Annotated in this window: 25 protein-coding genes and 1 tRNA gene; 16 read left to right on the top strand and 10 right to left on the bottom strand. The window is 50.8% G+C overall.

All coding sequences use genetic code 11. The features are described 5' to 3' along the window. Positions 1-45: 45 nt before the first annotated feature. Positions 46-483, top strand: coding sequence for a hypothetical protein (locus tag M8Q36_RS21055; RefSeq protein WP_283945980.1), 438 nt, complete (start codon positions 46-48; stop codon positions 481-483). Positions 484-746: 263 nt separating this feature from the next. Beyond that, positions 747-1,400, top strand: coding sequence for a LysE family translocator (locus M8Q36_RS21050; protein ID WP_249882244.1), 654 nt, complete (start codon positions 747-749; stop codon positions 1,398-1,400). A gap of 164 nt (positions 1,401-1,564) precedes the next feature. Here the strand turns inward: M8Q36_RS21050 and M8Q36_RS21045 are convergent, their stop codons facing one another. Further along, complete coding sequence (locus M8Q36_RS21045; RefSeq protein WP_249882827.1) at positions 1,565-2,068, bottom strand: DUF1003 domain-containing protein; 504 nt, start codon at positions 2,066-2,068, stop codon at positions 1,565-1,567. Positions 2,069-2,505: 437 nt separating this feature from the next. Between M8Q36_RS21045 and M8Q36_RS21040 the strand changes: the two genes are divergently transcribed. The 3 genes from M8Q36_RS21040 (at position 2,506) to M8Q36_RS21030 (ending at position 4,925) form a co-directional block, all read left to right on the top strand. Next, positions 2,506-2,946 (top strand): GNAT family N-acetyltransferase, encoded by a 441-nt coding sequence (locus M8Q36_RS21040; RefSeq protein ID WP_249882243.1) that lies wholly within the window; start codon positions 2,506-2,508, stop codon positions 2,944-2,946. Positions 2,947-3,173: 227 nt separating this feature from the next. Then, positions 3,174-3,917 (top strand): SDR family oxidoreductase, encoded by a 744-nt coding sequence (locus M8Q36_RS21035; RefSeq protein WP_502825497.1) that lies wholly within the window; start codon positions 3,174-3,176, stop codon positions 3,915-3,917. Between the two features lie 150 nt (positions 3,918-4,067). Continuing rightward, positions 4,068-4,925, top strand: coding sequence for a TraB/GumN family protein (locus M8Q36_RS21030; RefSeq protein ID WP_249882241.1), 858 nt, complete (start codon positions 4,068-4,070; stop codon positions 4,923-4,925). Between the two features lie 44 nt (positions 4,926-4,969). Here M8Q36_RS21030 and M8Q36_RS21025 read toward each other — a convergent pair whose 3' ends face one another. After that, positions 4,970-5,419: a carboxymuconolactone decarboxylase family protein gene (locus M8Q36_RS21025; protein WP_160270775.1), complete on the bottom strand. Its 450-nt coding sequence runs from the start codon at positions 5,417-5,419 to the stop codon at positions 4,970-4,972. A gap of 445 nt (positions 5,420-5,864) precedes the next feature. Here M8Q36_RS21025 and M8Q36_RS21020 point away from each other — a divergent pair, with 445 nt between their 5' ends. Both M8Q36_RS21020 and M8Q36_RS21015 read left to right on the top strand, forming a co-directional pair. Next, entirely contained in the window at positions 5,865-6,434 is a 570-nt protein-coding gene (locus M8Q36_RS21020; RefSeq protein WP_020457379.1) for a TetR/AcrR family transcriptional regulator, read from the top strand. Positions 6,435-6,493: 59 nt separating this feature from the next. Next, on the top strand, positions 6,494-6,970 hold the full coding sequence (locus tag M8Q36_RS21015; RefSeq protein WP_249882240.1) for a nuclear transport factor 2 family protein: 477 nt from the start codon (positions 6,494-6,496) through the stop codon (positions 6,968-6,970). 110 nt (positions 6,971-7,080) lie between these two features. Here the strand turns inward: M8Q36_RS21015 and M8Q36_RS21010 are convergent, their stop codons facing one another. After that, positions 7,081-7,806 carry a type 1 glutamine amidotransferase gene (locus tag M8Q36_RS21010; RefSeq protein ID WP_249882239.1) on the bottom strand — a complete coding sequence of 242 codons (726 nt, stop codon included), beginning with the start codon at positions 7,804-7,806 and terminating at the stop codon, positions 7,081-7,083. 116 nt (positions 7,807-7,922) lie between these two features. Here M8Q36_RS21010 and M8Q36_RS21005 point away from each other — a divergent pair, with 116 nt between their 5' ends. Then, on the top strand, positions 7,923-8,690 hold the full coding sequence (locus M8Q36_RS21005; protein WP_249882238.1) for an AraC family transcriptional regulator: 768 nt from the start codon (positions 7,923-7,925) through the stop codon (positions 8,688-8,690). Between the two features lie 49 nt (positions 8,691-8,739). On the opposite strand, the gene M8Q36_RS21000 is transcribed toward M8Q36_RS21005, so the two are convergent. Continuing rightward, positions 8,740-9,645 (bottom strand): LysR family transcriptional regulator, encoded by a 906-nt coding sequence (locus M8Q36_RS21000; RefSeq protein ID WP_249882237.1) that lies wholly within the window; start codon positions 9,643-9,645, stop codon positions 8,740-8,742. A gap of 203 nt (positions 9,646-9,848) precedes the next feature. Here M8Q36_RS21000 and M8Q36_RS20995 point away from each other — a divergent pair, with 203 nt between their 5' ends. Continuing rightward, the gene (locus M8Q36_RS20995; RefSeq protein WP_020457383.1) at positions 9,849-10,142 is read left to right on the top strand and encodes a DUF1330 domain-containing protein; all 294 of its coding nucleotides are present in this window, start codon (positions 9,849-9,851) and stop codon (positions 10,140-10,142) included. Between the two features lie 363 nt (positions 10,143-10,505). On the opposite strand, the gene M8Q36_RS20990 is transcribed toward M8Q36_RS20995, so the two are convergent. Then, on the bottom strand, positions 10,506-11,312 hold the full coding sequence (locus M8Q36_RS20990; protein ID WP_249882236.1) for an SDR family NAD(P)-dependent oxidoreductase: 807 nt from the start codon (positions 11,310-11,312) through the stop codon (positions 10,506-10,508). Positions 11,313-11,485: 173 nt separating this feature from the next. Here M8Q36_RS20990 and M8Q36_RS20985 point away from each other — a divergent pair, with 173 nt between their 5' ends. After that, on the top strand, positions 11,486-12,673 hold the full coding sequence (locus tag M8Q36_RS20985; RefSeq protein WP_249882235.1) for an MFS transporter: 1,188 nt from the start codon (positions 11,486-11,488) through the stop codon (positions 12,671-12,673). Here the strand turns inward: M8Q36_RS20985 and M8Q36_RS20980 are convergent. After that, positions 12,650-15,397 carry an ATP-binding protein gene (locus tag M8Q36_RS20980; protein ID WP_249882234.1) on the bottom strand — a complete coding sequence of 916 codons (2,748 nt, stop codon included), beginning with the start codon at positions 15,395-15,397 and terminating at the stop codon, positions 12,650-12,652. The two genes, M8Q36_RS20985 and M8Q36_RS20980, sit on opposite strands and share 24 nt — an antisense overlap. A gap of 386 nt (positions 15,398-15,783) precedes the next feature. Here M8Q36_RS20980 and M8Q36_RS20975 point away from each other — a divergent pair, with 386 nt between their 5' ends. The 3 genes from M8Q36_RS20975 (at position 15,784) to M8Q36_RS20965 (ending at position 19,851) form a co-directional block, all read left to right on the top strand. Continuing rightward, the gene (locus tag M8Q36_RS20975; RefSeq protein WP_249882233.1) at positions 15,784-16,758 is read left to right on the top strand and encodes a hypothetical protein; all 975 of its coding nucleotides are present in this window, start codon (positions 15,784-15,786) and stop codon (positions 16,756-16,758) included. Positions 16,759-17,314: 556 nt separating this feature from the next. Then, entirely contained in the window at positions 17,315-19,213 is a 1,899-nt protein-coding gene (locus tag M8Q36_RS20970; protein ID WP_249882232.1) for a methyl-accepting chemotaxis protein, read from the top strand. Between the two features lie 353 nt (positions 19,214-19,566). After that, a complete protein-coding gene (locus tag M8Q36_RS20965) occupies positions 19,567-19,851 on the top strand; it encodes a hypothetical protein (protein ID WP_249882231.1) in 285 nt (94 codons plus the stop codon). A 212-nt stretch (positions 19,852-20,063) separates the two neighbouring features. On the opposite strand, the gene M8Q36_RS20960 is transcribed toward M8Q36_RS20965, so the two are convergent. Next, positions 20,064-21,047: an NAD-dependent epimerase/dehydratase family protein gene (locus M8Q36_RS20960; RefSeq protein ID WP_249882230.1), complete on the bottom strand. Its 984-nt coding sequence runs from the start codon at positions 21,045-21,047 to the stop codon at positions 20,064-20,066. A gap of 93 nt (positions 21,048-21,140) precedes the next feature. Between M8Q36_RS20960 and M8Q36_RS20955 the strand changes: the two genes are divergently transcribed. Further along, positions 21,141-22,049, top strand: coding sequence for a LysR family transcriptional regulator (locus M8Q36_RS20955; RefSeq protein WP_249882229.1), 909 nt, complete (start codon positions 21,141-21,143; stop codon positions 22,047-22,049). Positions 22,050-22,391: 342 nt separating this feature from the next. On the opposite strand, the gene M8Q36_RS20950 is transcribed toward M8Q36_RS20955, so the two are convergent. Both M8Q36_RS20950 and M8Q36_RS20945 read right to left on the bottom strand, forming a co-directional pair. Next, positions 22,392-22,721, bottom strand: coding sequence for an NIPSNAP family protein (locus M8Q36_RS20950; protein ID WP_249882228.1), 330 nt, complete (start codon positions 22,719-22,721; stop codon positions 22,392-22,394). A 154-nt stretch (positions 22,722-22,875) separates the two neighbouring features. Beyond that, entirely contained in the window at positions 22,876-23,778 is a 903-nt protein-coding gene (locus tag M8Q36_RS20945) for a LysR family transcriptional regulator (protein WP_249882227.1), read from the bottom strand. A gap of 91 nt (positions 23,779-23,869) precedes the next feature. Between M8Q36_RS20945 and M8Q36_RS20940 the strand changes: the two genes are divergently transcribed. Together M8Q36_RS20940 and M8Q36_RS20935 are read left to right on the top strand one after the other, a co-directional pair. Beyond that, entirely contained in the window at positions 23,870-24,886 is a 1,017-nt protein-coding gene (locus tag M8Q36_RS20940; protein ID WP_249882226.1) for an NADP-dependent oxidoreductase, read from the top strand. Between the two features lie 58 nt (positions 24,887-24,944). Further along, positions 24,945-25,250 (top strand): putative quinol monooxygenase, encoded by a 306-nt coding sequence (locus M8Q36_RS20935; protein WP_249882225.1) that lies wholly within the window; start codon positions 24,945-24,947, stop codon positions 25,248-25,250. A gap of 567 nt (positions 25,251-25,817) precedes the next feature. Here the strand turns inward: M8Q36_RS20935 and M8Q36_RS20930 are convergent. Beyond that, a tRNA-Ser gene (locus M8Q36_RS20930) sits at positions 25,818-25,905 on the bottom strand. Positions 25,906-26,093 lie beyond the last annotated feature (188 nt).

The following is a 26,093-nucleotide window of genomic DNA, read 5'->3' as shown; positions in this document are numbered from 1 at the left end:
ACGAAAGCGCAACGCTGATCCCGGCAGAGGACATCTACCTGAACAATGGAGTTAAAAGTGAAATACATTGCTCTGGCAAGCCTGTTATTTTCGCTATCGCTCAGCGGGTGCGCCATAACCGTCAGCGAACTTAAAAGCAGCCAGTCCTCTTTTGACGGCAGTTTCATGAGCAAGGCAGGGGCTTCTGATGCCTATCGAACCATCAGGCACATGGCAAGGCAGTGCCTCGAATATGAGGCATATTCAGGAAATCCGGTCATCGTATTAAGCGAATTTGACAGTGAGCGCAAAAAAGGGGAGATCAATCAAAAGCTTCTTTCACAGGGGTTATTGATTAACAACACGCTAATTGAGATAGAAAGCCGCGATGGCGACAACGCGCAGGTAAGCCTCTACACCACCAAGAACCTCCTGAGCACGGGCATCCGCTCGCCAAAGATAGGTGATATTAAGCGCTGGGCTGGCGGCGATAAAACGTGCTAGCACGACACTCGCGTATCACTCAGCATTACCGCGAAATACCCGGGTTATGTGGCTTGCGATACGTTGATTAACACACTGTGATTTGCGTAATACCTTCATCAGGAAGGGAACCGCTGCGAATTTCTGCTTCCCGCGCTGAGCGGACCTGCAGAACGATGGGAGGGTCCGCTCTGTGCCAAAAGCAGACGTTGCGGTGAGTACAGCTTTAAGCTCTAACCAGAGTGAGGTAACGTAGCAGGAATATTTTTCCGGACATTACAATCATGCCTTCCATCGAAACTTTTATTACTTTCCTTGTCGCTTTGACGCTTCTGGAGATTTCCCCGGGCCCCGACATGATGCTGACCATCGCCAGGGGAGTAGGTCAGGGAAAACGTGTTGCTTTGCTAACCGTACTGGGTAATGTTTTCGTCGCAGGATTTATACAGGTATCTTTTCTGGTTCTGGGTCTTGTAACCGTGGTTCACGCGTGGCCGTTTGCGCTTGATCTACTGAGGTGGGTAGGTGCCGCTTATCTCATTTGGTTGGGCATAAAGATGATTGCGACGTCAGGCACAGATACCCGGCTGAGAAAAACAGCCAGAATTTCTGACTGGAATGCCGTTAAGGAAGGCGCCCTGAACAGCCTGACTAACCCAAAATCCCTGCTGTTCATGTTTGCTTTTCTTCCCCAGTTTGTCGATACCACCGCGGGTCCTGTCTGGCTGCAATTGCTTGTTCTTGGCAGTATCCAAAAACTGGCAGGAATTGTTTCCCTGGGTTCAGTCGCGATGGCATCAGGGACATTTGGAAACTGGCTAGGTAAACGCCCGGCCTTTATCAAATGGCAGGAACGATTTACAGGTGTTGTCATGATAGGACTCGGCATCCGCATGCTTTTTAGCGGGTCTGGAATAGTATCGAAACCTGCCAGGTAAGTTATCCAGAAACGGTACGCTCAATGCCCGCTTCACGCCCTGAGATATTCGACAAGCTTCAGTGAGGGGCATTTTCGATATATCCAGGAGGTGAGCGGATCGCTGCCATAACGCCCCGACATCTACCCGCAGATCTCACGGTGGTGCCAGTCACCACGAGATATTTACTGCTGCTGTTTGTGAAGCTCACGCTGCGCAAGTTGTAAGGTGAGTCCTTCGATACGCTCGGCCATTTCCCGGGTCATTTCGGTCAACTGAGTATTTTGTTTAAGCAATTCCAGCAGTTGTGCCGATTGCTCCTCGGCGAGTATCTGGCGTTTCGTCATTGCGTCGTCCAGATCTTCGCGGTGTTGTGCATCCGCCAGCGCATGGGCCTGATCTCGCTCCGCCTGCCGGGTTTGCGCCAGCAGGATCAGCGGCGCGGCATAAGCAGCCTGAATACTGAACGCAAGATTGAGGAGAATAAATGGATAGGGATCAAACTTCACGACACCTGCCACGTTCAGAATAATCCACACGATCACGACGAGAGTCTGTCCAATCAGAAATGTCGGCGTACCAAAAAAACGGGCAAAGGCTTCGGCTTTCAACGCAAACCACTCGTCGCCAAAAGTATGCGTAATGCCTTTCAGGGGGCGATATAACCGAAATTTTTTATCTGTGTGCATATCATAAACTTCCTGCTGGGGGAGGTTGCCAGAATCGCCGAAACGTTTTTCATCATTGGGCACTAAGGCCCGGTCGTATAAAAATATACGTCACGGATGTTATACGTCAGGTAAAGCGCCTGCATAAAGCTTATCAACCGGCTCACTCCATCCACATTATCCCATCGCCAACAGGATGGTTCGCGGCCGGCAAGCTCGCCCGGAACACCCCGAATGATTACTGATGCTCCTCAATTATTAACATGCGCCAGCAACGGTGGGATAAACGGCGAACTCCCGTTTTTCACTCAGAGCGCATATCATCTCTTCCGGCGCTGCCCGCTTCGTGGCAGAAACGGATATTAGCGATCCGGGACTTTTAAGCCTGAAAGCAGTGCCAGGGCCCAAAATCAGCTTTGTTATTATGGAATTAACACTTACTCATCAAGGTATACGACATGTCGTTTAAGGTACGTGAAGTTAACGCTAAGGATTACGATGCATGGTTAAGGCTCTGGAACGGATATTTGCAATTTTCTGGCAGTACGCTGAGCGATGACGTTACCTCATCGACCTGGCGTCGGGTGTTGTCTCCAGACTCTGATGTCATCTGTCGGCTTGCGGAAGCCGAACAGGGCGTGGTTGGTTTTGCGATGTGCGTGTTGCATGAGGGAACATGGGTAACACAGCCTCATTGTTACCTTGAAGATCTTTTTGTTGATGAAACTATGCGCGGCCTTGGCGCGGGAAAAGCGCTGATTGAGGCGATATGTGAGGAAGCCCGGACGAAGTCATGGTCGAAAGTCTATTGGGTTACCAGAGAGTCCAATCCGGCCCGGGCACTGTATGATAAGCTTGCCGTGCTGGATAATTTTGTCCGGTATACCGTCAAGTTGTAAATACAGGATTACCTGAACCCAAATTACAACTTCGGGCAAATCGCCGTCCGATGATATTTTCGTGGGCGGTCTTGCGCCAGATGCGAAAATCGCTAATCCCTTATCACTCTTTTCAACAGCTTGTCGTGCCGTTTATTTACTAAAAATGGCACTAACGGACAGATGTCATTCAGTCTCCTCATGTATATCTCCATCACACATATCCATTAAGAAAAGGAGGCATGAAGATGCTGAGAGGTAAAAGAGCGGTTATTACCGGTGGCGGCGGGGGATTTGGCCGGGCGCTGTGCGTGTGGCTGGCGCGAGAGGGCGTCGAGGTGAATTTTTGCGCGCGGCGGGCTGATGATATGCAAAAAACCTGCAGCATCATTACTGCCGAAGGCGGCATTGCAAAAGGGTATATCTGTGATTTAACCCGGCCGGAGTCCCTTTCTTCGTTTTCTTCACAGCTATTAACTTCAGACAAGCCCATCGACATTTTAATTCTCAATGCTGCTCAGTGGTTGTCAGGGACGTTAGACGATCAGCCTGACACAGAAATTATCACTACCATCAGTTCAGGACTTACGGGTTCGATTTTACTGACCCAGGCATTGCTGCCTGGATTAAGACGTTCAGACAGTGCTGATATCGTCTCCATTATATCTTCATGCGCGATCCCGCATTTTACGGATTCAATTGCCCATCCCGCTTTTTTTGCCAGCAAACATGGGCTTAGCGGGTTTACAACGAAACTGTCACAGCAGTTATCTGAGGAAAATATACGTGTTACCGGGCTGTACCCACCGGATTTCGAACTGACCGGGTTAGATATGGCAGTCGATAATCACTCCAGAATGGGGGAACGACTACTGGATGGGCGATCGGTCTGGGAAACGATTCGTTTTGTGCTGACTCAACCGCGCAGTTGCCATATCAGTAGCATCCACTTTCAGGGGCCAACGCGCGAAGACCTTAGTAGCCGGGGCTGAGTCCGCTGACGCTAAACAGAACGGCCACCGTCCACTAAAGGCCGTTTATGTAAAGTAGTGATGCTTCAGTGACTGCAAATCACTTGTCCGTAGTCGCCGTATAACGTTAAGGTAATAGCATGCAATTATCACTTGCGGCCCATAATTCAGATGCGTAGATCAACGGATTATGTTCTTAAAGAGCAACACCTTTTTCGCGACAAGCGTTTTATTTTTCTCGGCGAATCCATACATGGTGTGTCGGAATATACTCAATTAAGAAAGGATATAGCGGAGCGCTATTTTAAAAATTTGGCTGTATTAATTTTTGAAGCGGATAGTAAAGGGATGTTATTTTCGCATCAATATAATGAAACTGCCATTTGCCGACTTCAAAACTTCCCTGGGATATTACGTACGCAGGAAACCTTAAATTTACTGACATGGGCAATATCAAGGGAAATTCCTTGCCTTGGAATAGATGCTATTCCTCGTCGAGCTGTAACTGCATTCCCCGCGGAATGGCAACCCATTCAACAACGAGAAAGGGATGAATATTTCAGGGCCCGATCGGGAAGACACTTTTTTGCATGGCGTGACTTCCGCATGGCTGAAAATTTGATCAACTTAACTTCAGCGTATCCAGAACACCGGATGTTAATTATGCTTCACAATCTTCATATAAAACGGCGCGGTAGCCTTGAGAAGGCAGAATTACAGTTAAAATCCGTCCGAGAATATTTTGAGGATGCATTTCCCTTGCAAAGTCATTCTATTGCTCAGCTTGCCCAACGCGGTAGTGCTTTACACAATGATTTAACGCTGTTTAATTTTCAAATTACCGATCCTCTTTCGGTCGAACTTTTATCCGCTGCGGCGGCATACACTTTGCTTACAGCGCAACAAATACCGGATGTCAGCACTGCCTGGCATCATGCTTTCGAACGTGAAACCGTCACACCCAAAAATCAGTATGAGGGGTGTTTTATCTTTAAAGAGGTGCATCCCCCGATAATTATTTCATTATAAAATTCAGAAGATTATGTATAACCTCGCTTCGCCGGCACCGCATTTCAGGCTTTAGCGAGCGGCTTCATGCGAAAACTGATGCCCATACGATTAATGGCATTCATAGTGGCAATAACAATGGTCAGTTCAACCAGATCTTTTTCACCAAATACAGAAAGCGCGGCGGAATAGGCTTTATCGCAAGCGTGTGTTTCACTGATACGGGTAATTTCTTCTGCCCATGCGAGTGCCGCTTGCTCTGTTTCCGAGAATAAATAGGTCGCTTCGCGCCAGACAGGCACCAGAACTATCTTTTCGATGGACATACCAGCCTTGATAAGGTCGCGAGTATGTATATCAATGCAGTGCGCACAACCGTTAATCTGTGAAACGCTTAAAAAAATTAAGTGAATAAGATCAGCGGGTAAATTTGTCCCGGTAGTAGCGTAATGATGGAGCGCTCCGATAGCCTTTCCACCTTCAGCAGAAACCTGAAACCAGTTTGGACGCTTCATACCTGTCTCTCCTTTTGAAATGGTTGAGGCATTCTCTGTTTATTATTCCGATGTCATAAAGCGCCATTACGACGAATTTGAATCGGCACGTCTGCTCAGACGTTGTGATATTAGCCATTCATGACATAAATAAAAGGGACAAATACTGAGTAAGAAGGTAGGACATTCAGCGCGGGAATTTCTGCCAGTTAAACAGAGAAAACAGTCCGTTGAAGATGATTCCCGGGAATGATAAAACGCACGATTAATATCCGCTCCCCACTCATGACAGACGTTCAATTCGACGCGTTCGACGTCTGCGTGCCCGTAGAGCTCGCCTCCAGTTCATCCGCGTTTTAAAAACAGCTAGTGGTTCGTTATCACTCACGGACGGCTTTTTTCTTTTTCGAAAGTTCTTTCTGAGAAAAGGGTTGACGAAGTAGAACGATCGTTCTACCTTTATCGCATGAACAAGAAAACGACCGATACCCGAGAAAAAATCCTGTCTACCGCAGAGCAATTGATCTATCAAAACGGTATTCATGCCACCGGCATGGACCTTCTGGTCAAGACCTCAGGCGTAGCAAGGAAAAGTATTTATCGCTATTTTGCGACCAAGGATGACGTGGCTGCCGCCGCGTTGAATGAGCGTGATGAACGCTGGATGCACTGGTTCAGAACCGAATCTGATAAAGGCGATACCCCTCAGGATCGCATTTTGAATATGTTCACTGTCCTCAGGGGCTGGTTTGAATCAGAAGGCTTTCGTGGTTGTGCATTTATCAACACAGCCGGAGAAGTGGGAGACCCTGACGATCCCGTTCGCCAGATAGCAAAGCTGCATAAACAAAAATTGCTGGATTACACGCTCGAACTCACTGAGCAATTAAATATCGGGCAACCTGTCGCGCTGGCCAGACAGCTACTGATTCTGCTGGAGGGCGCTATCACCATGTCGTACGTAATGGGCGATTGCAGCGCCGCCGATAGCGCAAAGGACGTGGCGAAAATCTTGCTGGAACAGGCCTCTTCATAACGCCTGCGTATCAAAAAATGATTTCTACTCATATATCCGAATTTACAGGAGGCTTCACCATGTCCGAAACACAAACCCGCCCGCCACTTCCGCCTTTCACTCGCGAGTCAGCGATTGAAAAAGTGCGTCTCGCTGAAGATGGCTGGAACAGCCGCGATGCCGAAAAAGTTTCACTGGCGTACTCACTGGATACTAAATGGCGTAACCGCGCCGAGTTTGCCAATAATCGTGAAGAGGCCAAAGCATTCCTGGCCCGTAAATGGAAAAAGGAACTTGAGTATCGTCTCATTAAAGAGTTGTGGGCGTTTGACGGCAACCGTATCGCGGTCCGGTACGCTTACGAATGGCGTGATGACTCAGGCAACTGGTTCCGCTCTTACGGCAACGAAAACTGGGAATTTGAAGCCAATGGCCTGATGAAACGCCGCTTCGCCTGTATCAATGACATGCCTATCAAAGAGAGTGAACGCAAATTCCACTGGCCGCTGGGACGCCGTCCGGATGACCATCCGGGGCTGTCGGAACTGGGTCTGTAAATTTGTCGCTAAGCCCCCGGATACAGTGGTAGCCGGGGGCTTTTCTCAACGTAAAAATAACGCCAGATGTTCATTAACATCAGGAGCCGGTTCCGTTGAGATGAATGTCGTCATGCGTTTGACTGACCGTAACGTGACGCAAGTTTGTCGAGAAAGGTGAATAATTTCCTGTTCATTTCACTGTAATCATTCGCCCGCAGTTCGTCTGCTGACTGAACGAAACGATATTCAGCGGTCCGGCGTAAATCGTTTTCGGAATGAGCAATCAACAGTTCGACGACCTCCGGTGTCAGTTCCATATGGCACTGAAACCCGTAAACCCGATCAGAATACGCGACGATCTGGCGTGGACATCCCTCGCTCCAGGCGATAATTTCCGCCTCAGGCGTAAGCCCCGGCATATCGTTATGCCAGTGACCAACGTCAAGGGTATTGCCGAAGTGAGAGAACATCTCGTTCAGCGCTCCCTTCTCAGTTATAAAAATGGGAAACGTGCCAATCTCTTTTTCCGGACTGTGAGCAAAAGGGGCACCCAATGCTTCGCCAATCAGTTGAGCGCCCAGGCAAACACCGATGACGGCTTTACCTGCATTCACCGCCGAGGCAATCAGCGCCTGCTCAGCGTGAGAGTCAAAATGCGCGCACGCTTCCACACTGACGGAGGGATCCTGGGGGCCGCCCATGACCACCAGCAGATCGATGTCCCGTGCATCTGCGGGAAGTGGTTGACCGGCATAAACGCGGGAAAAGGTTATCTGATGGCCGCGACGCGTGGCCCAGGTTTCGTAAGCGCCGGGCGCTTCGAAACGTTCATGAACAATGAAATGTACTCGCACAGATGTATGCTCCTGTAATACGGGTCATAAAGTTAATTAAGCGCGCTTTACCTCACCAACGTTGTCGCGCGGGTAAGGTCAGCCGGGTCATGGTAAACAAGAGGTTCTCATCTGAAATGCCAGTCAGCATTGATAAAACGCCAAGACATGATGAAGCGACGGGGTGGTCAGGCACGGCCATTTCTTACCGCCGTAGAGAGGTCGATCCCCCGCATTACCATCTTGAAGGGCAGCTATTATTTGCTACCAGAGGCGTTATGCTGGTTGAAGCCGCTGACAGACAGTGGGTTATTCCCCCGCAGCGCGCCCTCTGGATCCCTCCGCTTATGGTTCACTCTTACAGCGTTCTGTCAGACACGGAATTACGGGCGGTCTATGTCAGCAGTAGCCTGATTGCGGCGTGTACAAACTTCAGCAGAAACAGCCAGGTTCATACCATTAGCGCGACGCCACTGGTGAAAGAACTCATAAATGGTCTTTTTACGGGTGAATATAACGCGCCGATAAAGCGAAAAATGGCGCTCTTACTGCTGGATATTCTCAGCGAGACACCCTCCGGGGGCGCGGAACTTCCCATGCCGCGTGATGCGCGTTTATTTCGTGCCGCAAGAGAGCTGGTATTCAGCCATCGCTGGAACGCGTCGCTGATTGACCTGGCTGACATTGCGAACATGTCGGAACGAACTTTTTCTCGCCAGTTTTTACGGGACACCGGGTTCAGCTTCCGGACATGGAAACAGCGAGCCAGAATATACGCATCCTTAGATCTGCTCGCTGATAACGTCCCCGTAAAACAGATCGCCTATCAGCTTGGCTTCTCATGCCCGGCGGCGTTTTCCGCGGCATTCCGTTCTGTAATGGGAACAACGCCCGGTGAGTTTTAACCTGACTATGGCGGGGAAGTGAAATAACGACCGGTAATCAATGCCGGTATCAGTCAAAGTAGGGCTTTAACATTTCTTCTGTCCAGTTCATAAACGCTCTTACACGCTGCGACAAGTTGCGCCGGTGCGCGACAACAAAAAATGCAGCAAGCGGCGCGGGGCGAAAATGGGGCAATACTTCAACCAGTGCGCCACTTTTTATATGGGGTAAAAGTGAGGAATAACCTCCCTGAATTAAACCTAACCCCGCCAGCCCCGCCTCATGATAAGCCGGTACGCTGTTGACTCTTATGGTGCCTGGTAACATCACTGAGTGGTAACCATCGCCTGCCGGATATTCCCATCCGTCAGGTTTCGAACCAAAGTTGCGCATATAGTGAACCATCCTGTGTCCCTGGCTGAGAAGATCATCAATCGTCTGCGGAACACCGAAGCGATCAAGATAGCGCGGACTGGCTGCGTTGATCATGCGCAGATGCCCCAATGGCCGTGCAATAAGCGTTTCATCAACAATGGGACCGAGGCGCACAACGCAGTCAAATCCTTCCTGCACCAGATCAACACGGCGGTCAGTACTTGAAAGTTCGATTTCCAGTTCAGGATGTGCTTCCAGCAGCTGTGGCAGAGCAGGGATCACCACGCTTTGTGCCAGTACCGCTGGCATATCAACGCGAATCCTCCCTCTTAATGACTGATCGCCGTGAGAGAACATGGATTTCAGTTCCTCAGCCTCCGAGAGAAAGTCGCGGGCGCGCGAATAAAAAACCCGCCCGTCTTCAGTCAACTGTACCGTCCGCGTTGTCCGGTGCAGTAGCGTAGCGCCAATTTCCTGCTCAAGTTCACGTACCACCAGTGAAGCGCGTCCTTTCTGGATGCCCAGACTTTCGGCTGCCTGCGTAAAGCTCTTCATTTCCGCCACGCGCGCAAAAATGATCAGTGGCTCCAGATTTTTCATTGTTCACCTTTTGGGTAACAGTACGTTATTTTTTCCGCTATTTATGGTCATGTTAATACTTAATAGACTGCTTTCACACCGCGTAATCGCACAACGCTGTCTGGATGCATTGAAGATCAATCATCCCCTGAAAAGGCTTTTACGTTCTCACCTGTCTATGTACTTACGCTGGCATATCCAGCCGCTAACGAAGGATAAAACCCATGAATAAAGGTTATCTCATCGCCCATGTAACCGTTTCAGACCCCGTTGCCTACGCTGAATATGCCAGAGCGGCGGCGGCGGCCATGCAGAATTTCGATCCGAAGATCATTGCCTGGTCCGGGCAGTATGAAAATCTTGAAGGAGAGTCGCATGAACGGCATGTCGTTTTTGAGTTCGATTCTTTTGCGGAAGCTAAACGCTTTTATGAAAGTCCGGAATACCAGGCCGCAAGATCACTACGTTCAGGTGCTGCCAGCGGAACGTTTGTACTGGTTGAAGGCACCGGGCTTTAACACGCCGGCTTTCAGGTTCGTGAGTTCATGGATAGAGGCAACGCGGCCCTTAAACAAGGGTAGGTTAATCCCCCGGTATCCTGATAAACAGGATGGCCTGCTGCCGCGAACATAACCGCAGTTTCCGCGCGGCCGGTGACGCTTCGTTCAGTTTATCGGCACGCCTGCATATGACATCGACTGTGATGGCAAGCCGCTCTTGCTATCACCGGCTCTCCCGCAGCCAGGTATTCTCCTCCTGCACAACGCGCGGAATTATTTCCCTGGCAATGGGCGTCCGCGCTGTTTATTCCGCTGGCCCAGGCATGCTGATTAGCGGGTTCAGATTAACCCCTCTCACACCTTCTTTTGAGGGGGAAATATTCACATAAATCTGTCTGCGCCACCTGATGCTTCAATGGTCTGCCCGGTAACAAACCGATTCCTTTCGGAGAGCAGAAAGGCGGCAATTGCCGCAATATCTTCAGGCAGCCCAAAGCGGCCTACCGGGGTTTTCTCTTTTCCCAGTAATGTCATCACCTCGTCGTCAGTTTTATCAGCCAGTTCAGGGCGGCGATGGCGGACATTCGGCAGCATATTCTGCGCCCAGTTATCCGTCGCGACAGCACCCACGCCAATCGCATTAACCAGAATGCCATCCGCCGCCACGCTCAGAGCAAGGCTTCGGGTCAGGTTGTTGATAGCGGCGCTCAGTGCATGTGAGACGGTAAGTTGCGGGTTTGGGTAGATGCCGCCAATAGAAGAAATAGTGACAATTCGCCCCCAGTTTCGTTTTTGCATCCCGGGTAACACTGCTTTGCAAAAGCGTCGCATGGCAGAAAACTTGGTCTCAGTCATGAGCTGCCAGTCCTCTTCGGAGGTGGTTAACAGCGTGCCTGTATGGGCTTTCCCGGCATTATTCACCAGCAGATCAACGTGCCCAAAAACCTTTTCCGCTTGTTCAACAACCCGCGAAGGCAGGCCGGGATCGGTCACATCCCCGGCAACCGGCAGCGCCGATACACCATACTTCTCGGCGATCTTTTTCGCTGCCAGGATGAGGTCCGGTTCTTGTCTGGATACCATCACGACATGCACCCCATTTGCAGCCAGCTCTTCACAAATACTGAAACCAATCCCGGTTCGCGCTCCGGTTACCAGAGCCACTTTACCTGTCAGTTTTAAATCCATTTTGTTACTCCTCTCACTCAGCACCGTTAACAACATAAGAACCATTACTAACTCATCCCGATTTCAGACGCTTGTGCCACATAATTCAGACGTCTGAAGAAAACGCGCAAAGCGTTGGGCGCCGCCTCTGCTTATGCTGCAAAAAAGCGTGAATGTAGAGCGAGGTATGATCAGTGCGTACGGAGAACCCTGAGCTTTCATCAGCCAGAATTCTGATGCTGGCGATTATTTGCTGCATGGTGGTCGCGAATATTTATTTTAATCAATCCGTTCTGAACCTGATCGCGGCTAGCTTTCCCCATGAATGGGTTGCTGTTTCGTTGATCCCCATGTCCACCCAGTTAGGTTATGCGGCAGGTTTATTCTTGCTGATCCCCTTAGGTGATTATATTGAGCGTCAGCGGCTCATCCTGCGTCAGGCGCAGGTGCTCTTCCTGGCGCTGATCGGCATGATGTTAGCTCCAACGGCAACTGTGCTGGTGTGCTTCTCTTTCCTGACCGGGATGGCGGCAACTGTTGCCCAACAAATCGTGCCGCTTGCTGCCTCTCTGTCGAAAGTCTCTTCACGGGGTAAAACAGTAGGCACTGTGATGAGCGGTGTTCTCGCTGGCATTCTTGCTGGCCGGGCTATCGGAGGCCTTATCGGTCAGTATTTCGACTGGCGTGGCGTCTTTTTTTCCGGCGCGGTCATGACATTGCTGGCGCTATTTTTCATCGCGCGCATTTTGCCTTCTCAGTCATTGCCGACACCCACGTTTCACTATCCGGCGGTGTTACGTTCATTAGGTGAACTGTGGAAAAGCGAGCCGCAGGTGCGAGATGCAACACTGACACAAGCCATGCTGTTTGCCTCTTTCAGCATGCTGTGGACCGTGCTCCCTTTCTGGTTAGCGCATCGCTACGGTTATGGGGCAGGGGTAACCGGAAGCCTTGCTGCGCTGGGGTTAATCGGTATTTTGTGTGCGCCTCTGGCAGGCAGTTTTAGCGATCGTCAGGGACCCTTCCGGATGGTGGTTTTAGGAGTGTTACTCATGCTGTTTGCCTGGGGCGTTCTCTGGGCCTGGAACAGTATGGCGGGTTTGGTGGTAGGCATTTTACTACTGGATGCGGGTGAGCAATGTGTACTGATAGCGAACCAGCACACAATTTATTCTTTGCGCCCGGATGCCAGAAACCGTCTTAATACACTCTTTATGAGCATCATGTTTCTGGGCGGGGCAGGCGGTTCACTGGCTGCCGCCTGGGTGTGGGAGGCCACACATAGCTGGGCGCTGATCGCTTCAGCGGGTGCCGGGCTGGTGATGATGGGGATGTTTATTGCGATCAGGCGTCAACATTCACGTTCCCAGGCGGGCGCATAGCGCGATAGCCTTGCTGACATCTGTTGCCCTCTCTGAACCATCGACATCATGTAAAACATCTTCGATTAACTGCTTAGCCGCTACTGTTTCTCCGGCTTGCGCCTGCAATGTAGCCAGTGAATACGCAATGCGCAGAGCCCAGCCGTGCGCCTGCTGCTGACGCGCTTTGCGCAGCGCCTGTTCCAGCAACCGGCGCTGCGCCTGGGGCGGCAACTGTGTGGCGGAAAGGCGCATTAGCTCAGGCGCGCACCAGTTTTCAGGATCCAACGTGGCGGTTTGCTGCGCCAGGCGGGTATCAATTTCCGACAACAAGGGCGAGTATTGCCAGTCCAGCCCCATCGCTCGCAATGAGCTAAACAGCGTGGTTTGACTCACATCGCTATGGCTGAACTGTTTGGCCCAGACAAGAAACAGCTCGCCATAGGTTTTCCAGAAATAGAGATCGTGTTTTTCTGCCAGACGAATCAGCCAGTTTGCGGCCTTTATCACCCAGCGTGGATTGCGATCCAGCGCGGCTGTCATACAGGTGCCTTCCGCCAGGGCGCAGCAAAGCGAGCAGGCATGCTGTAATCGCGCGGCTTTTTTCACACTGTGCCACGCCATCCGTTTTGCGGCTTTGTACTCGCCCTGTACCCAGAGCAAACGAGACAGAAAAGCCAGACCGGCTATCTCCTGATCGAGACCAAAACGGAAAGCGCGGCTTACGCTCTCCCGATCGTACCAGGCCAGAGATTGCTGCAAGTAATGACGACCAGCGACATGCTGACCTGAGAAATGCAGCGATACGCCGAGAATACGCAGCCCGGTGGCCTGCGCCTCCGCGTCATTAATGGCCCGGGCGAGTTCATACATCGACTGCGCATGCTGACGTGATTTATTCAGTTCGCCCGTGCGCAGGCAATACAGCCATAGGCCGTAATGCGCTTGTAAACGTATCTCGTTGTCGTCGAGCTTTTCTGCCAGTGTCAGTGCGGTTTGCCAGGCGGAATGGGTTTGCGATGTCGGGCCTTTTGCCCAGGTCGATGCCTTACCCGCGGCGGCGCAGAGGTGCATTCTCTGGCGTTGCGTTAAGATAATCTGCGAATTTTTTTCATCTAACAGCGGATAAATATGACGCTGGCATTCATCATAAAGGGAATATTCAACCCAGAACGGCGTCATCGCCTGTAAGATCTCAATCCCTGTAGACATATCTCGCCCTTCAGTTAATGTTTGCTGTAAAACACGCCGCAAATCATTAAGGATGTAGCTATAGCGCTCCCGCCACTGTTCCGTTGGCAGTATCAGCCAGTCATTGTGTGCCTGCTCCACCAGGACTTGATAATACTCGACAAAACGGGCCATAAGTCCGTCATATTCCCCCGCTTGCCTGAGTTTATTGCCGGCGAACTGGCGCATGGTTTCCAGCAGACGAAAACGGGTTACAGGCACTTGATTGGTGGCCTGAATCAGAGATAAGGACAGCAACCGCTGGAGATCGTCAATAACCTGCCAGCCGTGCTTGTCCTGAGTCTCAAGAAAATCATTAACTGATTTCACACTGAACGTATCGGTAAAAATGCCCAGCGTTCTGAATAACTGCTGCTCGTGTGCGTTGAGTAACTGATACGTCCACTCCAGCGTCGCCACTATTTTCTGGTGTCGGGGAATCCGTACGCTGTGCGTGTTGCTCAATAGCTGGAAACGATCCTCCAGCCGGCTATAAATCTCACTGACGCTCATGACAGGCAGACGGGAGGCGGCAAGTTCAATGGCTAACGGTAAGCCATCAAGATGGCGGCATAATTCGCCAATCATCGACAGCTCACTGCCTGAAGGATGGAAATCATGGCGGTTGGCCTGCACGCGCTCGATAAAAAGCCGAACGCTGGCAAAAGACATTAACGCCGGGTTATCCGTTATTTTCCTTTCCGGAACCGGCAATGGCGGCAGTAAATATTGTTGCTCGCCAGCAATCTGCAATGCCAGCTGGCTGGTCAGCAGCAGTTTGATATGGGGAGCCAGCGTCAGGAGTAACGTTATGACGGGTTCCAGCGCATTAATAACGTGTTCGCCGTTATCGATCAGCAGTAAACACTGGCGCTGCGCAAGCTGTTGGCGTAAATCGGCATCCTGCTCAACGGTCGCCAGCGGAAGGTGTAACGCGTGTGAAAAAACCGAGAGCAAGCCGGATGCTTCGGTGATATGCGCCAGTTCCGCCACGCATAGGCCATCAGGAAAATGCGTGTGCACAAGATTGACGACTTCCCACGCCAGACGCGTTTTCCCTACGCCGCCGGAACCGATAATCGTCACCAGCTGGTGGTGATTTAGCAAGGCGCAGACGTCCTGCACGGCCTTATCGCGCCCTAAAATCGACGCCAGAACAGGGGAAACAACCGGGGCAGGTAGTGCGGACTGAGGGAGAGCCTGCAACGGTACACTATGGGTATTAAACCGGTAACCCCAACCAAATTCAGTAACAAGCAGATACCGGTCATGGCCCAGTACGCGGCGTATAGCGGAAATATGTGCCTGAAGATTATTTTCTTCGACAATTTCATTTCCCCATACCTGAGTAAGTAAAGCCGCTTTGCTTACCGCTTTACCTTCAGCTTTCAGCAGAACAACCAGCACATCAAACGCTCTGGCCGAAATTCTTACTGGTTTACCCCGGTGCAACAGGATCCTTAGCTGGGGCCAGATTTGCCACTCAGCAAAGTGAATCTCATCGGCTGTTATCATGGTTTGAGATCTTTAGTTGTTGACCGTCACGACATCATACTGTGCGCAGAAAGCCATCACGAAAGTCATTATCAGAATCAGGTCATGCAGGGTATCTCCTGCCCGATCTGTGTTTAGCCCGCGCTACCCTGAACCGCGCATGATTATAGAACTGCATCCTGTGGCGGAAAAGCATCAACCTGCATGCCCTGGTGCATCGTTCCTGGCTGGAAAAACGCTCAAGTTATCCGGTCTTATGCCGTTAGTTATATCGATGTACGATTTCACATCAATAAGCGCAGCGTATCAATTCCGCCGTGTTCCGGATTGTGGGGTACTACGGAAAAAAGCGGTATGGACTCACCGGGGATCCACGTTACCTGTCAGGTCCGGGGGAAACGGATTTTATGATTATCACGACATCTACAGCGAAATACACACAGACGCAAAGCACCTCTGAGGATATTTCAAAAACCACTCTCCCTCAGCCTGTACAGACGTCAGCGAAGACGCCGACGGCATCAGGGCAAACGACTCTCAGCGGGATGGGGCTGCTGATGTCCCGTCTGTTCGGCAATACGGACAGCACTCCACCTGTACAAACCCAACTGACGAAAGACACGATGAGCATGTCTTCTGTTAATTTTCTGACCAATAATGACCGCAACACGCTGGCCGGGTTGTATGCCCAGGCAAAGCAACAGGGAACGGATCTGCGTTATGTGGACGATCTCGCCCGCGATTTAGGGGATTACCGTATGTTTAATGGCGTGATGGCAAATCTTAATGACGGGAATATGTATGACAACGGCGGGCATGTACTGACTTACAAATTTATTGCAGAAGATGAGGCGACAGCATCACGTATTCTGCACGGAGGTAATCTGTCTGGCTCCGTTCTGGATGAAGGTTTTTTACGCTATGAACTGGACCCCGGATATTCTCCGACGCATTCGGCAAACTTTACATTTATTGAAAGCATCGTTAATCAGTCCGGCAAAAATGCCGCTGGCATGGAGCAGATTTCCGACGCACAGTTTTCGGTTTATCAGCAAAAAGGGAATCAAAACTTTATTGTTGAGGCGGCCAGTGTAGTGACGTTGAAAACGCCGGAGCCTGATTTTGGCAGTATAGATGGTAAATTCTTTGTAACCGCAACCGGACTGAAACATGGCTTTCGTCTGGAAGGCGGGAAAGTGGTGCAGCATCCTGTAAATTTGTTCGAGAACCTGGCAAAAACGCCAAAAACCTTACTGGAATATTTTTTGAAAGCGGATGAGGCTGATAAAAAGACCCCCGGTGTTTCACATCCACTTTTCAATTTCTTTTATGTTGCTGAATCTCTTGAAGAAAAAATGAATAACAGGCAGTTACTCAGTTGAACGTTACAGACACTCTGAAAAGCCTGGTCGTCAGCAGTAATGTGACTTTCGTCGGCATACATATAGCCTCCGCTTTGCGAGGCGACTCCAGCCTGTTCCGTGATAAACACCCATTCACCGCTCACAGCGCCAGCGGGTGCTTTGTCTAAGGCCGGGCGTAAGTCCCTTGCCGCATCAGACTTTGAATATGCAGTCATGTCTGTCCTTCAGCTTCATACCTTTTGTATCTTGTTACCTTGCCTGACAAAAAAGTACGGACGCGCATGTTGCTGTCCGTACCGTTTAGTTTCATCAGAATGTACGCATCTTAATGAAAATAATATAGATATCAGCAAAATAAATTCATCCAGGGAAATAACGCATTACGACGATATTATCTTTTATAGAAACAATGTGTGGCATTTTAAAAATGTGAGCGGCAGATCGTTTTTTTTTCTAAAACGTCATTTTGTCCTATGCAATGCGCTTTTATATGAAAACGCGGCACGATTTAAATTAAAGAATTTCAAATAAATGTCGTTATTACACCTAATTCAACCAGACGAGTGCCGCCATTATGACATGGAAAAATACCCAGGGCCGAATAGGCCTGCTGCTTATAAGCTTTTTCGTTATCTTATTGATAGTTACCTATATTGTTATCAAGCTATTCGTCTCCCCGCAGATTATTGAAACTGAAACCAAAAATATTCAGGCGACGGTTGAATTACAAAGTAACGCGATTAAAGAGCAGATGAACCGTGTTAAGGCTCAGCAACGCTCCATCACTGAACTGGTTGTCGGTCTGCAAAGTGAGCAAATCGACGGATTATTACCGCACCTGGTTAACCAATACGGGGATTTAAACGTATTCGGCGGTGGGATTTGGCCTCTTCCTGGTCAGCGCGATCCGGCCCGGGACAAATTCAGTACCTTCTATGCCCGCGACGCAGGCGGCAATTTGCAGGTCAACACCGTCTGGAACCAGCCGGAATCGGCAAAATACTGGGAACAACCCTGGTATAAAGACGGCATGAATGCGCCGAAAGGCGAGTGTGCGTGGGCGAAAGCCTATCAGGATGCGGCCAGCCCGCAGCCTCGCACTAACTGTGCAATGGCGATCTGGAAAGACGGCAAAGTCTGGGGCGTGGCGACCATCGACGTGACGCTGGGCTTCTTTAACCAGCTGGCTGTCGACATGGGCAAAGCGGTAAACGGCAGCGTACTGATTGTTGAAGCGGACGGTAAAATCGTCGGTAATGGCTCTTCCGTACAGGATAAACCCGCGCTGTCAAACGTTCGCGATCTCGGTATTCCGGCGGCGGCACCGTTAGTTAGCCTGTTAGGTCAGGGTAAAACAACGGAAGTGCGCGGGAGCTATGAGGGTGAAGACGGGGCGCATTCGCTATTCGTTCTGCCCATCAGCGGCAGTCCGTGGTTCATGGCGGTTGATATTCCGAGCAGCCACCTGGTGAGTATGTCTGACGCTATTATGACCAAACTCACCATCGTGCAGGCGATTATCGGAATTCTTATCGTCTTTATCATGATGATTATTGTGCGCAATATTTTCCATAATGTGACGTTGCTCAATCGTAATATTGAAGCGCTTTCCAGCGGTGGTGCGGATTTAACGCAGCGTCTTGCGCAAAGTAAGAGCCCGGAATTTAACGCCATTATCAACAACTTCAATAAGTTTATTTCGTTCCTTAATGAGCTAATGCAGCAGGTAGGGAGTAGCTCGATGGCGATCTCATCGGCTTCGCGCCAGATTGCCAGCGGTAACCTGAACCTCTCTTCGCGCACCGAAGATCAATCGGCCTCGATCGTGGAAACGGCAGCGTCCATGGAAGAACTGACCAGCACCGTGCGCCTTAACGCCGAGAACGCGTTGCAGGCGAACAAACTGGCGAAAGAGGCTTCGGCGGTAGCGAAACAAGGGGCCAGTGTGGTTAACAACGTGGTCTCCACGATGAATAACATCAATGAGTCCTCCTCTAAAGTGGTGGAAATCATCAGTGTGATTGACGGCATCGCCTTCCAGACCAATATCCTCGCGCTTAACGCCGCGGTGGAGGCAGCAAGGGCGGGTGAGCACGGGCGTGGGTTTGCTGTGGTGGCCGGTGAGGTTCGTTCACTGGCGCAGCGCAGTGCCCGCTCAGCTCAGGAGATCAAAAAACTGATTGAAGAGTCGGTGAGCAGCATTGAGCAGGGCAGCGGACTGGTTCGTCAGGCGGGTACCACGATGGACGGCCTGATGGAAAAAGTTGAAAGCGTGGGCGTGCTGATCTCAGAAATCAGCTCTTCCAGCGATGAACAAAGTCGCGGGATTGCCCAGATCAACATCGCCATCAACCAACTCGATAGCGCAACGCAGCAGAATGCGGCGCTGGTGGAAGAGGTGGCGGCGGCCGCGCAGTCGATGGAAGAACAAACTGTCCAGCTCGAAAACGTGGTTGGTAGCTTCAAGCTCTGACATAAAAATAGCCGACTCTGCAGAGTCGGCTTTCTTATCTTTTGTGCCTGTCACTTAGTCTTTCCGCCAGGGTCCGCTTCACATATCCCTCGTTGTAAAAATCCCTTCGCGCTACTCTATTTTTACTCAACAGTTAATCGCCACAGATTCAGTAGTCATATTTCAGTTGTGCAGGTAATGACCAACGGCAGCGCTGTGCCATGAGCGGACATTGCTGATATTGTTACATTCGTGTCAATGGGGCACAGCGCAAAACAGTAAGTCAAAATTATAAAAGCGATGAGTACAAATTTGGTTGTGAGGCTAAGATTATTCCTCATAAAACAAATAAAATTCAAACCTTAAGGCTAAATATGCAAATTGAACTCAGTTTTCTTGAAAAGATCGTCAATACAATCTTCCTTGAAATGAAACGGCGTGGCATGGATAGTGTTCCGCTAGATGGAGATTTTTATTGGAATATCCCATCGGAATCCCTTTTTGACCCACATAATGAGCCAAATCAATTAGATATAGGCCAACTGGCAGAAGACTACGAAATATTAAGGCTTGCTCATTCGCAGCACAGTCTGGTGAGTCATAATTTAAAAAATGTCTCAGCATTAATGAGATTTTTATCGGAAAAATATCCATTTTGAATGCCAAAGCTGTGCTAAGTTCCTTAGTAGCATAGTTTTTTATTAAATTTCTGGAATAAGATTTAATGCTTAATAAGCAGTGATCCAGTAACCGAGCCTGATAATTTGTGGCTTGCTGTTCGCCAGGTAACTCAACTTCCGCTCCTCGCTCGTAGCAGACATGGCTATGCCTTGGTTTGCCGCTTCGTGCCAGAAACGAGACTTAGATCCACTCACGAATGCGTGAACAATGTGTGATTAACGCAGCCCTGGCCGATTAAAGTGGTACGCACAGCCTCAATAAGCGGGGTATGAGGTTCGTGGCCTAAGAAAGCGGTCAGTTTTGCATTGTCCATCTGTATTGCCTGTTCCCATAAATAGCGCATCTCCAGCATTTCATACAGTGTGGTGTTGAAAGGTGCCATCGCCGTGATGAGCCACCAGGGAAATGATTTTACCTTTGCGTTAACACCCGCAAGCTGTGCGACACGCTGTATGGCTCCGGTCATCGCCGTACCATCGGCATCCCAGTGTCCCCGCATATGAAAGCAGGCAAAAGGGTCGAGTTGATCCCGACGTGCCAACAGCGCAGCCAGAGTGTCGGCGACATCCGGCAAGTAGGCCCACTGATGGCCTGTTCCGACTTTGCCTGGGTTTTTAATTATCCGCGGGAGGTGCCCCGGTTTGATCAATCCCTGCGAAAACCAGTTGTTGCCTGCGTCAGGGCCAAAGAAGTCACCGGCCCGCAGAATCAGCACCTTTCCGCCACGCTGCGCGTAAGCGAACAAAGCCTTCTCCATTTGCACCCGTATTGCCCCTTTTCTGGTGACAGGATTTTGGGGAGAGTCTTCGCGCAGGAGTGGAAAGGCGTCCGGGCCGTAGTTATAAACGGTGCCCGGGAGAACGATTAATGCACCATTTCGCTCTGCGGCATTGATTGTGTTCTGTAGCATGGGCAAAACCAGTTGTTCCCAGTTTCGATAACCTGGTGGATTAACAGCATGAACAATCACATCACACTCTGACGCGGCAGTCGCAACCTGCTCAGCATTCAGCGCATCGCCCTTTATCCACGTCATACTCTCGTGATCTTCATTCTGCGGGGCATTGCGGCGCAACGCATGAACGTCCCATTTTTCGCGGATGAGTTTACGGGCGATTTCACCACCGATTCCGCCTGTTGCGCCCAGTATGAGTACCTTGTTATTGCTGTTCATTGTCTTACCTCTTCCGGATATCTGTTGACATCGTAGTGCCTGTGCAAGCTAAATGTAATTGCATGGCATCAGATAGCAGGTATGCATTTTTGTATGAACATAAATATTCCATGGGAATGGTATCGAACCTTCCTGGCAGTGATGAAAGAAGGTTCCCTGTCGGGCGCGGCACGCATGCTTTCCATCACCCAGCCCACAGCGGGGCGTCACGTAGCGGCACTGGAATCCGCCCTTGGTCTGGTTTTGTTTACACGTTCTCAGACTGGCCTGCAGGCCACGGATGCGGCGGTAGCGATTCAGGGACATGCGCAAGCGATGGAAAACACAGCCAGTATGATTGAGCGTTCGGCTGCCAGCTTCAGTGCCCACTCCGCCGGGTTACATGGCGTGGTCCGCGTATCTGCGAGCGAAATTATCGGCACCGAAGTGCTGCCCCCCCTGATTGCACAAATTAAAGAAGATTATCCGCAACTTACCATTGAACTGGTGCTGTCTAACCGACTACAGAATTTATTGAACCGGGAAGCGGATATTGCGGTACGCATGAGCACACCGGTGCAGGAACAACTGATTGCGCGTCGGTTGGGCAGTATTGAAATTGGTCTGCATGCCTCGCCGTCCTATCTGGCACACCACGCCGCACCGGAAAGTATTGACGAGTTGTTCACCCATACGCTTGTGGGCTTTGATAAAACGACGCCCTTTATTTTACAGGCACTGAAACACTTTCCTCAGTTAAATCGTGAACGCTTTACCGTGCGCACTGACAGTGATGTCGCGCAACTGAACCTTATCCGCGCAGGCGCGGGCATAGGGATGTGTCAGGTTCAACTGGCCGGTTTCCCTGTTCCGTTAGAGAGGTTGATGCCTGATTTCTTTGCATTTCATCTCGACACCTGGCTGGTGATGCATGAGGACTTGCGGCACAGTAAGGCCTGTAAAACGGTGTTCGATATTCTCGCAGCAGGCTTACAGGCTTATATCAACAACGTAGGGACATGAAGACGGCCACCTCAACGGCAGCAGATGATGGAATATCTGGCCTGATAGGCAGAAATCGTATGTAAATACCCGCGACCTGAATTTGTCAGAGATGTCATTACTGTGAACCTTTTCAGAAGGCAGAATGTCTGTTCCTCGCGCATTGCTGCCGTTCAGATGACTCTGATCACTGACCTGATGGCTTACGAATGGGGCAGCCGTTTGCTGAAGAATTCTGCAGGGGCTGAGGTCGTGAGTTGGCGCTGTACAGACTGATGATGGCACGCCAGGTGGTGCGGGAAGTTAAGCGCTGGCGAAAAAAATGCCGCTGGCGCGGCGTTATAATCATTTCTGGTTGCGCAATTAGCTGGATCGTAAATTTTCGATTGCGCTGTCGCTGAGCGTGAGTACCGATTTAACGCTGACGCTTATTCTGTCGATAATGGCCTGCCGGGGGCCAAGACGCCACGCATCACTGTTATAAAAAGATTCCTGTGAGGATTCCAGGTGGGCGAGGCTGTCATAAGCTCTGATCAGATAGTAAGCATCATCGTCATGGGCTGATAGACCGAAAGAAACGATATCCATACCTGCTGAACGATGAAGTGGCGCACTCTCCTCCGTCATGATCTTGTGAAACGCTTTCCCGGTGCCGGGTTTGAGGGTGTATAGCAAAAATTCCACTGCTTTCATTTTCGATATCCTGTCCATTTTTCATCGTTGTGAATTATTGCGCCCTGGAGCCGTGAGAGTCGACGGAGCACGTATTTCGTCCTGAGCGTTTCCTGCGTACCAAAGTGGGATAGCGCGGTTCATGCCGCGTTGATTATCGCCGCTGGCAGCTAATTTAAAAATGTTTAAGCATATGATCCAGAAACGCACGTACCGCCGGATTGGAACGGCGACTTTCATGCCAGACAGCCGAAATATTACGTCGTTCCACCGTAAAATCGGCGAGTACGGGAACTAACTTTTTCTCCCTGACCAGGGAAGTCACCATAAAATTCGACGCCATGCCTATTCCGGCTCCGGCAGTCATTGCGGCTATAACGGCTTCGCTGGCATCAACAATCACCGTTGACGAAGGCACAATTTCAATCTCCCGCTCACCGACACGGAACGGCCAGCGAAAAAGTTGCCCCGTGTTCTGATAACGCAGATTAATCGTCTGGTGGCTGATTAAGTCATCAGGATGTTGCGGTGTGGCGCAACCGGCTAAATACTCAGGCGAGGCGTAACAGACTATCTGGTACGGCGGGAGGCGGCGCGCCAGCAGGTTTGAATCCGCGAGATCGCCAATGCGAATGGCAATATCAATATTCTCATCAACGATGTTTACCACCTGGTCGCTTAACCGTAAATCAATCGTCACTTTTGGGTGAAGCGCGCAAAATTGCGCAAGCACGGGGGCGATCATATGGATGCCCACCGGTAATGATGCCGCAATGCGTAACGTACCAGCCGGTTCTGCGCGCGCGCGTTTTGCCACCTGTTCGATCTCCTCGGCATCCCGTAGCAATCGCAGCGCACGTTCATGCAGTTCTCGGCCTTCGGCAGTTAAAACCAGCGAGCGCGTCGTTCGGGTGAATAAGGTGACGCCGAGATGCTTCTCCAGCCGTTGAATACTTTTGCTGATGGCGGAAGGTGAAACGGAGAGCGCGCGGGCAGCGGCACTGTAACTGCCCAGAGCGCCGGCACGAGCGAATGCGATGAGACCCGTGAGTCTTTCAAAACCTATTTGTTCCTTCATGGCACAATTAAAGCGAAATACAGCCACATTATCAATCCTGAATATTAGCCGTATGCTCTGTTACCTGAGTTGTTTTTAGAGCGAGACGGTAATGACTGAGATGATGAAAGCTGTACAGCTACATGCGTTTGGTGGGCCAGAAAACCTGCTTTATCAAGAGGTTTCCAGGCCTCAGGTCGGAAACGACGAGGTTCTTGTTCATGTGCAAGCGGCCAGCCTTAACCCGCCAGACTGGTATTTGCGTGACGGCTATCGGGCACTCCCGCGTGAATGGTGGCCCGGACCCACTTTCCCGCTTATTTTGGGAACAGATATCTCAGGTGTTGTCGCGGTGGTCGGTAAACATGTTACCGGGTTCAGCATCGGGGATGAGGTCTATTCGATGGTGCGTTTTCCTGAAAAGGTGATGGAGGGCAGTGGCGCTTACGCAGAATATGTCAGTGTTCCTTCATCGGAACTGGCACTGAAACCCCGTGGAATAGGGCATGTTCAGGCTGCCGGTGCTCCAATGTCACTGCTCACGGCCTGGCAGTTTCTTATCGAAACGGGGCACGACGCAGCGAATCCTTTCCAGTCTTTTCCGCATAAAGCCGTTCCATTGAAAGGTCAGACCGTGTTGGTTAATGGCGCCGGTGGCGGCGTGGGACACCTTGCCGTTCAGCTTGCCCGCTGGAAAGGTGCGCGGGTCATTGCCGTGGCTTCCTCGCGCAATGAGGCGCTTTTACGCGAGCTGGGAGCAGACGAGTTTATCGACTACACCAAAACCTCAGCCGAGAGCGTAGTAAAAAATGTTGATCTCGTTTTTGATGCGGTGGGTGGCGCAAATATGGCGCGCTTTCTGCGCTGTATCAGACCTGGTGGCGCACTCTTTCTGGTGAATCCTTTGGGTTTTTCCGCATATCCTGAGGCTGCGCAAAAAGCGGTGACGGTGTCATCCACGCAAGTGCGTTCCAGCGGTGCGCAATTAGCGCAAGCAGGCCGTCTTTTGGAAGAAGGTGTTGTCCGGGTGGTGATTGATAGTACCTATCCATTAGCAATGGCATCTGCGGCCCATCAGCGCGCAGCAATGGGAAGTATTCAGGGCAAAATTGTGCTGACAAACTTTTGACAATCACGTCCCTGAAAGTCCTGCTATTGCGAACGGGGATGATAGAAAAGGCAAAAATATGCTCATCATTTGCGGCTATGTGAACATTCAACCCGCTGATTTACCGTTATTTATGGGCGATATAAAAGCGCTCGCCCAAACCGTGCGAAAACGGGCAGGAAACCTCTCGTATGACGTGGCCGTAGAGGATCATCTGACTGGACGTGTGCTTATATCGGAACGCTGGAAAGATCAGGATGCGCTGACGGCGCATCTGGCCGCTCCCCATACTCGGGCATTCATCATCCGATGGCAGCAACGAATGACCGCAGAAATTCTGAAATATGACGCCTTTAACGAAAGAGGGCTTCTGGATAGGGAATGACAATGTGATAGCGATGAAATTTGATGCGCGGCTGTTTAAAAACGCTTTCGGCGTTTTTGTGCGGGCAGATTCCTCGCGGGCTCGTCATCTGTCCAACTGGCTGCGCCAGTTGTCGAACCCCGGTCGGGGCTTCTCATCCCCCCAGCGGGAGTGCGATATGTAAAAAAAAGCCCGCATTTGCCTGCGAGCTCTTCTTCGAATGATGGCGGTGAGGGGGGAATTGATTCGCTGCGCTCACCCTGCGGGCAGCCCACTCACTGCGTTCCTGGTCTGTCCAACTGGCTGCGCCAGTTGTCGCCCCCCGGTCGGGGCTTCTCATCCCCCCTGCGGGAGTGCGATATGCGAAAAAAAAGCCCGCATTTGTATGCGAGCTCTTCTTCGAATGATGGCGGTGAGGGGGGGATTGATTCGCTGCGCTCACCCTGCGGGCAGATTCCTCGCGGGCTCGTCATCTGTCCAACTGGCTGCGCCAGTTGTCGAACCCCGGTCGGGGCCTCTCATCCCCCCTGCGGGAGTGCGATGTGCGAAAAAAAGCCCGCATTTGCATGCGAGCTCTTCTTCGAATGATGGCGGTGAGGGGGGGATTCGAACCCCCGATACGTTGCCGTATACACACTTTCCAGGCGTGCTCCTTCAGCCACTCGGACACCTCACCACATTGTCTTCCCGGTATTACCGGGACGGGCGCTAATGTAGGGAAAACCCGGAACGCCGTCAATCCTCTTTTTCAATAAATTAGCGCGTTTAGACAAACTTCAAACAACCTGCTTCTTAAACGTTCTGAAATCGCTTTTTTTCTCGGCACGACACTTTCTCCGCGTGGTACGGGAGAAATTTGTTATG

This window comes from Kosakonia sp. R1.Fl, assembly GCF_023516815.1.
In the GTDB taxonomy this organism is placed as follows: Bacteria; Pseudomonadota; Gammaproteobacteria; order Enterobacterales; family Enterobacteriaceae; genus Kosakonia.
The sequence above is the reverse complement of the archived record's forward strand: the minus strand, read 5'-3'. Positions and strand labels throughout refer to the sequence as shown.